At 38.9% G+C, this 11,547-nt stretch carries 15 protein-coding genes; 4 read left to right on the forward strand and 11 right to left on the reverse strand.

The window, feature by feature from the left end; translation table 11 throughout:
* Nucleotides 1-13 precede the first annotated feature (13 nt).
* The 3 genes from A2J09_RS09710 to A2J09_RS09720 all read right to left on the reverse strand — a co-directional run bounded on the left by A2J09_RS09710 (nucleotide 14) and on the right by A2J09_RS09720 (nucleotide 2,629).
* A complete protein-coding gene (locus A2J09_RS09710) occupies nucleotides 14-808 on the reverse strand; it encodes a MerR family transcriptional regulator (RefSeq protein ID WP_036162039.1) in 795 nt (264 codons plus the stop codon).
* A gap of 73 nt (nucleotides 809-881) precedes the next feature.
* Nucleotides 882-1,631 carry an SDR family NAD(P)-dependent oxidoreductase gene (locus tag A2J09_RS09715; RefSeq protein WP_012294969.1) on the reverse strand — a complete coding sequence of 250 codons (750 nt, stop codon included), beginning with the start codon at nucleotides 1,629-1,631 and terminating at the stop codon, nucleotides 882-884.
* 8 nt (nucleotides 1,632-1,639) lie between these two features.
* Complete coding sequence (locus A2J09_RS09720; protein WP_012294970.1) at nucleotides 1,640-2,629, reverse strand: MBL fold metallo-hydrolase; 990 nt, start codon at nucleotides 2,627-2,629, stop codon at nucleotides 1,640-1,642.
* Nucleotides 2,630-2,975: 346 nt separating this feature from the next.
* Between A2J09_RS09720 and proC the strand changes: the two genes are divergently transcribed.
* Both proC and namA read left to right on the forward strand, forming a co-directional pair.
* The gene (proC, locus tag A2J09_RS09725) at nucleotides 2,976-3,779 is read left to right on the forward strand and encodes a pyrroline-5-carboxylate reductase (RefSeq protein ID WP_031416262.1); all 804 of its coding nucleotides are present in this window, start codon (nucleotides 2,976-2,978) and stop codon (nucleotides 3,777-3,779) included.
* Nucleotides 3,780-3,827: 48 nt separating this feature from the next.
* Entirely contained in the window at nucleotides 3,828-4,838 is a 1,011-nt protein-coding gene (gene namA, locus A2J09_RS09730; RefSeq protein ID WP_012294973.1) for an NADPH dehydrogenase NamA, read from the forward strand.
* Between the two features lie 56 nt (nucleotides 4,839-4,894).
* Here the strand turns inward: namA and A2J09_RS24225 are convergent, their stop codons facing one another.
* Entirely contained in the window at nucleotides 4,895-5,008 is a 114-nt protein-coding gene (locus A2J09_RS24225) for a DUF1450 domain-containing protein (protein WP_309150428.1), read from the reverse strand.
* Entirely contained in the window at nucleotides 4,981-5,172 is a 192-nt protein-coding gene (locus A2J09_RS09735; RefSeq protein ID WP_012294974.1) for a YuzB family protein, read from the reverse strand. Before A2J09_RS09735 ends, A2J09_RS24225 begins: the two co-directional genes overlap by 28 nt.
* Nucleotides 5,173-5,573: 401 nt before the next feature.
* Between A2J09_RS09735 and A2J09_RS09740 the strand changes: the two genes are divergently transcribed.
* Complete coding sequence (locus A2J09_RS09740; RefSeq protein ID WP_031417511.1) at nucleotides 5,574-6,599, forward strand: DUF2332 domain-containing protein; 1,026 nt, start codon at nucleotides 5,574-5,576, stop codon at nucleotides 6,597-6,599.
* A gap of 109 nt (nucleotides 6,600-6,708) precedes the next feature.
* Nucleotides 6,709-7,173: a DUF2691 family protein gene (locus A2J09_RS09745; protein ID WP_012294976.1), complete on the forward strand. Its 465-nt coding sequence runs from the start codon at nucleotides 6,709-6,711 to the stop codon at nucleotides 7,171-7,173.
* Nucleotides 7,174-7,230: 57 nt separating this feature from the next.
* Here A2J09_RS09745 and A2J09_RS09750 read toward each other — a convergent pair whose 3' ends face one another.
* The 6 genes from A2J09_RS09750 to A2J09_RS09775 all read right to left on the reverse strand — a co-directional run bounded on the left by A2J09_RS09750 (nucleotide 7,231) and on the right by A2J09_RS09775 (nucleotide 11,503).
* The gene (locus tag A2J09_RS09750; protein ID WP_012294977.1) at nucleotides 7,231-7,797 is read right to left on the reverse strand and encodes an NADPH-dependent FMN reductase; all 567 of its coding nucleotides are present in this window, start codon (nucleotides 7,795-7,797) and stop codon (nucleotides 7,231-7,233) included.
* A gap of 15 nt (nucleotides 7,798-7,812) precedes the next feature.
* Entirely contained in the window at nucleotides 7,813-8,868 is a 1,056-nt protein-coding gene (locus tag A2J09_RS09755; protein WP_012294978.1) for an LLM class flavin-dependent oxidoreductase, read from the reverse strand.
* Between the two features lie 16 nt (nucleotides 8,869-8,884).
* On the reverse strand, nucleotides 8,885-9,826 hold the full coding sequence (locus tag A2J09_RS09760) for a ring-cleaving dioxygenase (RefSeq protein ID WP_012294979.1): 942 nt from the start codon (nucleotides 9,824-9,826) through the stop codon (nucleotides 8,885-8,887).
* Between the two features lie 53 nt (nucleotides 9,827-9,879).
* Nucleotides 9,880-10,284: a MarR family winged helix-turn-helix transcriptional regulator gene (locus tag A2J09_RS09765; RefSeq protein ID WP_206700972.1), complete on the reverse strand. Its 405-nt coding sequence runs from the start codon at nucleotides 10,282-10,284 to the stop codon at nucleotides 9,880-9,882.
* Between the two features lie 140 nt (nucleotides 10,285-10,424).
* Nucleotides 10,425-11,045, reverse strand: a complete 621-nt coding sequence (gene cdaS / locus A2J09_RS09770; protein ID WP_080695213.1) for a sporulation-specific diadenylate cyclase CdaS — start codon at nucleotides 11,043-11,045, stop codon at nucleotides 10,425-10,427.
* Between the two features lie 227 nt (nucleotides 11,046-11,272).
* Nucleotides 11,273-11,503, reverse strand: a complete 231-nt coding sequence (locus tag A2J09_RS09775) for a hypothetical protein (protein WP_008178293.1) — start codon at nucleotides 11,501-11,503, stop codon at nucleotides 11,273-11,275.
* Between the last annotated feature and the right edge of the window lie 44 nt (nucleotides 11,504-11,547).

Below are 11,547 nucleotides of genomic sequence, written 5' to 3' on the forward strand. Positions count from 1 at the left end.
TCTGGCCATCACTCTATTTTATTGGGACATACATTTCTAAAAAAATTCGTTCTAACCCTCCCTCGTAAGTCGCTAGTAATAAGTTAATATAAACGAGACCTAAAAGTTTATAGCCATTTTCTTTTGCTACTCTTCTAATAGTCGCTTCCACTTGGTCATCTGTATTTTTGCCCCCGGTTGACCATCTTCCGTCTTCAATTACCGTATATAAACATTTAGGATGAAATAAAACTTGATCTTCTAATGTTTTCTCGTTTTCTTCTAGCTTTCGCACAATCATAAATTTATCTTTCTGCATGCCCTGTTCATTAAAGTGAATGACCCTTCTTAATGATGTCAGGATCACCGCTTTTTTTAAACTGTCTGTATTTTCTTTGAGTGCGTCATACTCTTCATAAGCTGTATAATGGTCTATTACTCCTAACATGGCTAGAGGTTTCATTTCTTTTATCGTAAAGGTACCTACATATTGTTGAATTTTTTGGCAATCTTCTTTAGCATTTTGGAGTTTTTTTAACAGTAGTTTTTTATAGGCTATCTCCTCTAACACTTGTTGTTCTTTCTCCTCCAATACGAGTTGGATTCCCTCTATGCTCATGCCCTTTCTCACTTCTTGTATTCGTTTAATTTCTAAATCCAATTCTCGATAAAAATTGACGGTTGTCAAATTATAAATATCCAATTGATTATACGTTCTATAGCCATTTTCGCTATTTTGGTGAGGCTTGACCAATCCCTTTTCCTCATAATATTTGATCGTATCTCTAGAAATGCCTAAAAATTTTGCCACTTGTCCAATTGTATACATATTACCCCCCTTTTCTTTGCCAGTATGAAAAAACTGTAGACATGCCAAGAACATGTTTACAGCTAGATGTTCATTATTTTTTATGGAAGAATGACTTCCCTAGGAACTCAATTGTTGCAGGTGCCAATGCATACAGTTTACTCGACAGCCCCATGATTTTTGGGAGGTTGACCTCTCGAACTGGGCGTTCAATTGTTTTAATTGTCGCCTGTGCTACTTCATCAGCTGATAATAAAAATCTGCCTAAAGATGCGCGATAGCCACTTTGATCATTGACCTTGTCTAAAAATGGTGTATCGATTGGACCAGGGTGAATGGCTGTTACTTTTACATGATATGGTGCAAGCTCCATGCGTAGTCCATTGGTAAATCCTACAATTGCATGTTTAGTAGCTGCATAAACACTTGCTTTCGGAGTGGCGACCTTGCCAGCCTGTGAACCAATAAAAATCAAATGCCCTTGATTTCGCTTCATCATCGTGGAAGCTAACCGTTTAGCAAGATAAATGGGTACACCAATATTCAATTCAATCATTTGTGCAATATCTTCATCCATTAACTTAGGAGCCTCAGCAAACTTTCCAACACCAGCTGAAAGGATGGCGACATCAATAGGAGGAAGCTGGGCACAAACAGCGTCGAGTGTATGTAAATGGGTTAAATCAGCTTGGATGACTTTGGCTCCCAAACGTTCTAAAACTTTTAATGCTACAGCATTGCGGCCTGTGGCATAAACGGTATGACCTTGGGCTACTAGCAACTCTGTTATTTTTAAGCCTACACCACTTGTGGCCCCTGTTACGAAGATCGTCTTCCTATTCATATATAGTCCTACTTTCTTTTAAATAAATAAATACCTTCTTCTGTCTTCGATGAAGTAATATAATTATTTGCCTCTAAATAATCTAAATGCCCCAACGTTTTAGACAAGGTTAATCCAAGCATATGCTGGAAGATAGCTGGATACAATCGTTTCGTCACTTGCACAACCGTTAATTGATCATCCCCTAGTAATTCACAAACTTTCATGGATTGCTGATGCTGTCTTTCTAGTCGTTTATCAATTAATATCGGAATGTCTTGTAGTTCAGCCCCATGTCCTGTATACATCATTTTGACAGGCAATTGGCGTAAGATTTCGAGGGATTCATTATAATGTAATAATGACTTTGTACGTCCCAATGAAGGATCTAATGGTGGTTCAATTAAAGGGTTGGGCGTGATTTTTTCAAGTAATAAATCTCCGCCAATCACATGATGTGTTTGTTCATCCCAAAAAATAAAATGGCTTTGTGCATGCCCTAATGTTTCAATTGCCTTTAATCCTGGATGCCCAGGTACTTCATCTCCATCGGTCAAAATTTGTGTCAATGGACGTTCTCCTACAAGCTCTAATTCACGACGTACATGCACGCTTTTAGCAATATACTCTTGTGGCACCCCATGTTCAAATAAACATGTACTGTAAAATTGCTCGTGATAACGTAAAAACTCTTCGTCATGACGAAGCCATTTATCATTATAGGCATGGCCTAAAATTTCAGCATATGGAAAAGCATCGACCCATCCCGCATGATCAGGGTGATGATGGGTGAGTACAACTTGTTCAATATCTCGCATATCATAGCCCGCAGCGCGAATCCCCCATTTCAGAGCATCATAGGCTTCTACTGTTTTTGGTCCAACATCAAAAATGCTAAGTGCATCACCTTTCACAATAAATGCATTGACATCTCCTACTTCATAGGGTGTTGGTATTTCTATTTTGTATATAGACAAAGTTGTCTCCCCCTTTTTACTCGCTAGTGAATACTGATTCATTCTATTTTACAAGTTTTTTCTGTTTTCGTCATCTTCCTGTTGACAGGTTGCTTTTCCATCACTATAATTTTGAATAATCTAATTATTAATGTGCGTTGAAGAAGCCGAGTACGTAATTGGTGAAGGTGTTAGAGAGTGTTACATTTGCTGAGAGTAACATCACCCACTCCCATTACCGAACCTATTTCTGAGCAGTTATGCAAACATAACCGTCTCCCTTGCGATAAGAGGGCTAAGAGTTGTGCCAATATTGGCAAACAAAGGTGGTACCGCGGAAACAAGAGCGTTTTCGTCCTTCTAAATAAGGACGAGAGCGCTTTTTTATTTTGAACTGGAGGTTTTATTCATGAAAAAAATTTTATTTATCGGTGCGGGCTCAATGGCAGAGGCATTGATTCAAGGGTGGATAAAGCAAAAGGTATTTTCACCACAGGAAATTTACGTCACCAATCGCTCTGATAAAGAACGTCTGCATTTCTTACAAGAAACATATGGCATCCACTGCATGTTTGATCAGGCCATTTATCGTCAGGCAGATCTAATTATTTTGGCGATGAAGCCAAAAGACGCAATTGCAGCGATGCGTGAGTTAAAACCCAAAATTACAGCACAGTCTGCGATTCTGTCGATTCTAGCGGGTATTGGCATTGGGACGATTACTGAACTTTTAGGGAGCCGTCCAGTCGCACGGGTGATGCCTAACACGTCTGCCACTATTGGTATGTCCGCAAGTGGCATTTCATTCAATAACGAAGTGTCTACTGCACAGCGTATTCTTTTTCTCCAGTTATTAGAGGCTGTTGGCTCTGTTATTGAAGTCGATGAGGATCAATTACATGCAGTCACAGCCCTTTCAGGTAGTGGCCCTGCTTATATTTATTATTTAATGGAGGCGTTCGAGCGTGTAGGGACAGAGGTAGGCCTATCTAAAGATACCGTACGATTATTGATGACACAAACACTTGCAGGTACTGCCGAAATGCTCAAGCAATCCTTAGATGAACCAGATGTTCTACGCAAAAAAGTAACAAGCCCTGGCGGGACAACAGAGGCTGGAATTCAAGCGCTAGAGCAATATCAATTTAATAAGGCGATTGAAGCTTGTATCAAAGAAGCCGAAGCACGATCTCGTTCACTTGCAAATGGATAACATTCGGTGCAAAATAGAGTTTATCACTAGGAATTAGGGGGCTTTATTTTGAGTAAATTATTCGAACCTTATCAATTACAATCCATTTCCTTAAAAAATCGTGTTGTCATGGCACCCATGTGTATGTACTCAGCTGAGGATGATGGTCTGGTCACACCTTTCCATCAAGTCCATTATGCGACAAGGGCAGCTGGGCAAGTAGGATTAATCATTTTAGAAGCTACTGGTGTTGTTCCAGAAGGTCGTATCTCCAATAAAGATTTAGGCATTTGGGATGACGCGCATATTGATGGCTTACGTCAATTAGTAGAGGGTATGAAAGCATATGGGGCTAAAACAGGCATCCAGCTTGGTCATGCTGGACGTAAAGCAACCGTAGAGGGCGAAATTTTTGCCCCATCAGCCATTGCCTTTAGTTCAGACTATCAAACACCTACAGCCATGTCTGAAGAGAACATTCAACATGTGATTGAAGCGTTCAAACTTGCTGCTATTCGTGCGGCAAAGGCAGGCTTTGATGTACTCGAAATTCATGGGGCACATGGCTATTTAATTAGTGAATTTTTATCGCCTGCTACGAACAAACGAGAAGATCAATATGGTGGCTCACAGGAAAATCGCTATCGCATATTACGCCAAATTATTGATGCCATTCGCAGTGTTTGGGATGGGCCATTATTGGTACGTGTTTCTGCAGAAGATTACGCAGAAGATGGCACTACAATGGATGACTTCATCGTCTTTAGCCGCTGGATGAAATCACAAGGAGTAGATTTAGTAGATGTATCAACAGGTGGCGTTGTCCCTGCTACTATCAATGTCTTTCCAGGATACCAAGTTTCTCATGCTGAAGCCATCAAACATGGGGCTGATATCGCTACTGGCGCAGTAGGCCTTATTACAACAGCCATTCAAGCCGAAGAAATTTTACAAAATAACCGTGCAGATTTAATTTTCTTAGCTCGTGTTTTACTCCGTGAGCCGTATTGGCCGCTCCATGCAGCTAAAGAATTAAGTGAAGAACTACAACCACCCGTACAATATGTCCGTGGTTGGTAAACTTATTTCCATAACAAAACAGCTTGTGCGTTCACAAGCTGTTTTTAATTATTTAATTAGAAAAGTGGATTTTGCTTTATTTCTTCATCAATAGCCTCTATTAATGCCGCCGCATCATCCGCAGTGATGATTTCTCCATTAACTATAGCAAAAATACCTTGCTCACAGATTTCACAATGCGATGTACACCCGACTCCTCGATGTCAAAATCATCACGTTCTAACAAAACATCATATGCATCTGCGGCACCAAGCGATAAATTCGTCATGCAAAACTCGACTCTATTTTTTAATGGCTGTGAATCTTTCTTCTTTTTAAAAAGAGAAAATACCATGTTTATTCCCCCTTACAAATATTTCACTCTGATCTTTCTCATTTTTGAACATCATGTGAATTATAAATAAATTCTAGTGCGTAGTAACTCTAATAGGCGATTTGAGACTTTTGTCGACTCTTTATAGAACAAGTATACGGGTACATTTGTCAATGAAAAATCTTCAAATGGCACAATATTAAAACGTCTCTCCAACTGTTGAAATACGTAGCTGTGAAAGATGAAGTTTTTGTGTCTTGTTCGGAAATTACAAGTTTGAGCCGCTATAATAAAGGACTGTCACCATTTATACTCCATGCTTCATGATTACTATTTTTTCATTAAAACATATATTTAATTTACTAAATTATACAATACTATTAGACTGAAAAATAAATAGATGTGCAAAAGGAGAGATATACATGTCATATGCTACATTAAGTCGTCAATTTCGACTTTTTGCCGAACAGGAATGCGTGAACTCTAGCCCTCTGTATGAACATTTAGCTAATAAAATGGCTGCGGATGAGGAGCTATTGGAGATTGCCTCCCTGATTCCACCAAATCAACCAGCACCCAATCTATTGTTGGCAGCTGTTCAATATTTATTGATTTCCTTGAAAGATCCTTTAGCTAAGTATTACGCGTCTTTTACGGCAACTCCACATCCCATTCAAGGGGTTTACCCTGTCTTCAAAGCATTTGTGATGGATCATGCAAAACAATTAAAGTCATTATTTCAAGAAAAACTTGTCCAAACCAATGAAATTCGACGTTGTGCCTACCTCTATCCTATGATGACTGACATTTATCACAAGCACCAGCGACCATTGGCCTTCATAGAAATAGGAGCAAGTGCTGGACTTCAGCTTGGTATGGATCACTACAATTATTGCTACAATCATCAATTATCCATTAACAATACGAACAATGGAAGTATCATATCTTCAGAAAACCGAGGGGAAACACTTCCTAAGTCTGTGTCAAAGCCACCCGTTGTTTACCAAAGGATTGGCATCGATTTAAATCCCATTGATCTCCGACAAAAGAAAGAAAGTCAATGGCTGCAAGCTTTAATCTGGCCTGAACACCACGAACGTCGATTGTTGTTAAATGAAGCTCTCCCTATCTTCAGTCAATTAGAAATTCAGTTAATAAAGGGTGATGCAATCCAACTAATAAAGGAGATCAGTCAAACCATTGAGGAAGAAGCCATGTTAGTCGTTTATCATACACATGTTGCCAACCAAATGTCACTCGAATCACGACATTCATTAATGGAGCAATTAAAAGAGATTAGCATGAAACGCCCACTCTACCATTGCTATAACAATTTATTTGACGTACAGCTACACCAGGATTTTCTGAATCAGGGCACCATACAATCTATTCGGACAATGGAACGTCCTGACGGCCATGGACGATGGTTTCAATGGTCAAATAGTTAAGGTGGCTACTGAAACCAAGAGATGCGTGTTTTTTTCTATGCAGTTGTGGTTATGGAGCGCCTTCAATTTAAACCTTATAAATCGATTCATCAGTAGAAAGGACGTTAAAATGCGAGGAATTAGCTTTGAAATAAAAAATGAATATGGCAGATATATATTGGATATTTTAACAAATCTAATTAGTGCGACTTGGCATTGGTCTATAGGACCTGGAGAATCTTACAAGATAGAGAATGGAACACTTGGTGCAAACCTTTTCCCCGATGATACCATTTTAAATGGCCTATCATTTTTAAACTGTATATCAGTTGATGAATACTATGTAATATTTGCTGACTTGAAAGCCTTTCCTCAACGTGAAGATGTTGTGGAAATTAAAAGCTATGAAGATTTTTTAAAAAGCTCATGTGAAATGGTACTATTAATCATTGATTCAAGCTATGTATCCCTTTTTGTCAAAGAAGAATCTATTATTGATAAGTTGTTCGAACGTGCAACAGCTTCCTATTACACAAACATTCAATTGATCACTGATGAAAATGATACACGTTCTTGTTTAACGGTATGGGGATAAAGATCATCATCTACAAAACGCTGTGGCAGCCTAGTGACACAGCGTTTCTACTACTCTTTAAAAATCGTATTCAGCATCTTTTTTCGCACGAATTTCTGCAAATGCGTCTGTTACCATTACAGTATCCTCTGCTAATCGTTCAAGACGGAAACGGACATCATCATTGACAATTTCTTTGCGTAAAAAGTCTTTTTCTTCTATAAATACATAGGTTGGCACAATATGGGCCTTCATGTAGGCAAGAATCGGCTTTAATTGCTGCTCCACCATTAAATAGTGCTTTGACGTCCCTGCGGTAACAATGACGCTGACTACTTTATCGCGAAAGGCATTGACTGGTAATAGGTCAAAGATATTTTTCAATGTTGCTGGAATAGAAGCCTGGAATGTTGGCGTCCCAATGACAATAGCATCCGCAGCCATGATCGTTTCTGTGACATATTTCGTATCGCCATCATAGTCAAAGTAATTACGTCCATCACTAAATACTAGTTGATAGTTAGCAAGATCGAGAAGCGTCACTTCATGCTCCGGGTATTTTTTTTGGACAATCTCGGCAAATTTATGCATCGCTGTTCTTGTTTTTGAGCCAATAATGGAACCGGCAAGTGCGACAATCTTCATATGATGGTACACTCCTTATTTTGCTGTATATTTTTTCATTGCTGGGATAATATCGTTGCCGATGATTTCAATGTTTTTCATGATTTTATCGAATGGGACCCCGCCAAAATCAATTTGTGCCATAAAACGCTGCATCCCATATAATTCATATTGATAGAGTAATTTCTCAATAATTTGTTCTTTACTACCGACCATTAAGGCATCTCGTGTATCTGTAGCTTGAGCAAATTGTTGTTTAGGATAGCCTCCCCCACGAATCGCTTGGAAACCACCGTTTAAATGTGGATACATCCCTTGTAATGCCTCTTTTGTTGTATCTGCTACATAAAACAGGCTTGTTGTGGCAACTGGCAATTCATTTGGAACAAAACCTTGTCGCTCTGCCGCTTCTCGATAAGCATCAACAGATGGCTTAAAGTTTACAGCGGGCCCACCTAGAGTCGTTAACATCATGGGAATTCCCATATACCCTGCTTTTATCGCACTCGCTGGCGGCCCACCAACTGCACGCCAAATCGGTAAAGAGCCGTTTTTTGGCTGCGGTAATATTTGAGCATTATGAAGTGGGGCACGGAATTGGCCTTCCCATGTCACAAGCTCTTCATCATTGATTTTCATAAGTAGCTCTAATTTTTCTTCAAAAAGTTCTTCATAATCCTGTAAATCTACACCAAGCAAATGGTATGCTCCTACTCGTGATCCGCGTCCCGCCACAATTTCGGCACGACCATTTGATAATAAATCAATGGTTGCAAAATCCTCATAAACACGCACAGGATCTGAAACACTTAACACAGTGGCAGAGCTGGATAGTTTAATTTTAGAAGTTGCTTGCGCGATAGCCCCCAACACAACAGTATGTGCCTGTGTTGTAAAATAAGATTGATGACTTTCACCAACTCCAAATACATCAATGCCTGCTTGCTCCGCTAATTGGCTAGCTTCAACCAGCTCTTTTAGTCGTTGCTGCGCAGAAATTCGTTCTCCTGTTAATGGGTTGGGAATATGGTCTCCTAAAGAATACAGCCCAAATTCAAGTCCTTGTGATTGATCAATACGATATTTTTCCATTATGAATTACCTCTCCTTATTCAAGCGGCTCTAAAATCGCTTCAATTTCTGCTCGTTTTTCTTCTAAAAATGGTGGAAGATCTAGCTCTTTTCCTAGTTCATCTACCGAGGAATCTACCGTAAACCCTGGGCCATCTGTCGCCATTTCAAATAGAATTCCGTTACGATCTCTAAAATAAAGACTTTGGAAATAATAACGATCGACAACACCTGTGCTAGTTAAACCTAGCTCTTTAATTTTTGTATCCCATTCTAGTAGCTCATCGACCGTTGCTACACGTATAGCAAGATGGTGGATACTTCCTTTACCTGGTTTTTCACTTGGTCCTTCTAATTCTTTGACAAGAATCTCTCCAAGCACTTCCCCCTCTATCGATTGCAGAACTGCCTCTTGGTCATTTTCTGCAACAACGGTATAGTGAAATAAATCTTGTAGTAAATTCACTGTCCGTTGTAGATAACGCACCGTCATTTCAACTGTACCCATCCCTAAAATGCGATGCTCTTCAGGGATTTCATTGCCATCCCATGGTTGCCATTGCGCTGGTGTTTCTTGACCATGATGGTTTAATAACACCATTCTCAACCCTTCATGATCCTCAAAAAATAAGGCGTCTTTCCCCGCATATGTGGAGATGTCACTATGTTCTACCTTTAGCTCTTGGAAACGAAATTTCCAATAAAGTAAACTCTCATAGCTTGGTACAAGTAGACCAATACGTGTTATCGCATTGGTTCCTCGCACAGTACGTCCCGCAACAGGCATCTCAAAAAATGTTAATTCTGTACCCGCCGACCCTGTTAAGTCCCCATAAAATAAGTGATACATGGATGGGGAGTCTTGATTCACGGTTTTCTTTACACGTCGTAACCCTAAAATTTTAGTATAAAAATGATTATTTTGTTTGCCATTTTTCGTTAGCATCGAAATATGATGATGTCCACTTAATTTGTTCATTGTATGCTCCTCCTCGAAATCACTTGACTAAGCAAGTGATAGGGTAAAAAAAATTACGCTAGTGGTAATTTTTTTTCCTGACTATGCTTTTCCAGCTTTGTCATCAATTTATATAACGTTTTCATTTCTTCATCTGTTAATACATCTTCAAAAAATGAGGATTGGAAGTGAAGCTGACTAGGTGTTGCTGCATCAATCATTTGCTCCCCTTTTGCCGTCAACGAAATCGTTTTCGTCTTCCAATTTTGCTTACGCTCAATCAGTCCCTCTTTTTCAAGCCTTGCGAGCATGCGAGACATTCCACCTTGTGTGACCGTTACTTTTTCTGCTAGTTGACATTGTGTAATAGGTGCATAGGTTTTTATTTGGATTAGCACATCAAATTGTGCGGTGGTTAGATCAAAACGTTTTAAAAATTCATTGGATAATTGATTACTTTGGGCTGTAAAGCGCATCATGCGAATCCAGGTTAAAGTACCTAATGTATGATTTTTCACGACTTTATCCTCCCTTCTGTTATCACTTTACCACTCAAGTGATAAAGAAGCAAGAGAAATATCTCGAATTTGAGATATTAAATATATAGGGAATATCATCCCTATATAATGCCATGTGTGGTAATAGGGTATAAGTTGCCTTTAAAGGCAAATGATATTCTCCCTGTTTCTTCGGATACGACCATAACGAGTGCATCACTTACCTCACTTAATCCCAATGCAGCACGATGTCTTGTGCCTAATTTCCTTTCCCCTGTATAACGCTCTGACAGTGGTAATACATTTGCCGCCGATTCAATTTGATTATGGTTGACTAATACTGCGCCATCATGAAGAGGATTGCCTGGGAAAAAAATTGATTCTACTAACGAATGGGTTAAGTCAGCACCTATATGAATACCAGGCTGGACTAGCTTCTCCAAAGCGTCTTCTCGCTGGATCACGATTAAACCACCGTGTCTTCTCAGTGACATATTTTGTACACTATGCGACAGTTCAGGATACTTTTCTGTAAACGGGGAAAGATAACAATTTAAATAAAACGTGGCTGCTTTCATTTCAATTGCCACAAATCTTTCTTTAATTTTTTCAAAATTGCCAAGGAGACAATTTGTTTCTGTATCCATCTGTTGAACACTTTGCTGTAATGACATAATCACGTGGAGAAGCTCATCTTTTAATGTTTCTTTCATTGGTGAAAAATCACAATTTATTGGATTCACAAAAGGCACCTCTCTTTTTTATAAAAGCTTTCCTCTCTTAGTTTCCCTGGAAAAGCTATTTTTATGCGTCACTGAAAGCTAGTGCTATGAAACGTTCTTGTTTTCTAATAAGAAAGACAAGACAAACTCCTATGATACTAACAAAAATACAGATGATTTTCTTCTCCTTGTCAAAAAAAACGCATTACCTGTAGAACTAATTTTCTACAAGTAATACGAATAAGCTCTTACATATGTCCAGCCCTAATCTTTCTCACAATACTAAAAGTCGTATATGTAGCAGCTGGTGCTAAAACGACAATAAAAATGATCCAGACTGTTAGATTATTTGTTGCTTTTAACGTTTCATAATTTGTTATGACAAACATGATGAGACCGAATAGTAATAAATAGCTCAGCACATTTGGAAAGATCACGATTAGTCGTAATAGTGCTGGCGGCATCTTTTGCTGATTCATTTTAACCACACCCCTTTTTTCAATTATACGGGAAATAAGTGATT

This window comes from Lysinibacillus sphaericus (assembly GCF_001629735.1).
GTDB classification, from domain to species: domain Bacteria; phylum Bacillota; class Bacilli; order Bacillales_A; family Planococcaceae; genus Lysinibacillus; species Lysinibacillus pinottii.

Coding starts and splice junctions, on each gene's coding strand:
- A2J09_RS09710 (WP_036162039.1), bottom strand. CDS start 808: ATGTATACAATTGGACAAGTGGCAAAATTTTTAGGCATTTCTAGAGAT.
- A2J09_RS09715 (WP_012294969.1), bottom strand. CDS start 1,631: ATGAATAGGAAGACGATCTTCGTAACAGGGGCCACAAGTGGTGTAGGC.
- A2J09_RS09720 (WP_012294970.1), bottom strand. CDS start 2,629: ATGAATCAGTATTCACTAGCGAGTAAAAAGGGGGAGACAACTTTGTCT.
- proC (WP_031416262.1), top strand. CDS start 2,976: ATGAAAAAAATTTTATTTATCGGTGCGGGCTCAATGGCAGAGGCATTG.
- A2J09_RS09735 (WP_012294974.1), bottom strand. CDS start 5,172: ATGGTATTTTCTCTTTTTAAAAAGAAGAAAGATTCACAGCCATTAAAA.
- A2J09_RS09740 (WP_031417511.1), top strand. CDS start 5,574: ATGTCATATGCTACATTAAGTCGTCAATTTCGACTTTTTGCCGAACAG.
- A2J09_RS09745 (WP_012294976.1), top strand. CDS start 6,709: ATGCGAGGAATTAGCTTTGAAATAAAAAATGAATATGGCAGATATATA.
- A2J09_RS09750 (WP_012294977.1), bottom strand. CDS start 7,797: ATGAAGATTGTCGCACTTGCCGGTTCCATTATTGGCTCAAAAACAAGA.
- A2J09_RS09755 (WP_012294978.1), bottom strand. CDS start 8,868: ATGGAAAAATATCGTATTGATCAATCACAAGGACTTGAATTTGGGCTG.
- A2J09_RS09760 (WP_012294979.1), bottom strand. CDS start 9,826: ATGAACAAATTAAGTGGACATCATCATATTTCGATGCTAACGAAAAAT.
- A2J09_RS09765 (WP_206700972.1), bottom strand. CDS start 10,284: ATGATGCGCTTTACAGCCCAAAGTAATCAATTATCCAATGAATTTTTA.
- A2J09_RS09775 (WP_008178293.1), bottom strand. CDS start 11,503: ATGAATCAGCAAAAGATGCCGCCAGCACTATTACGACTAATCGTGATC.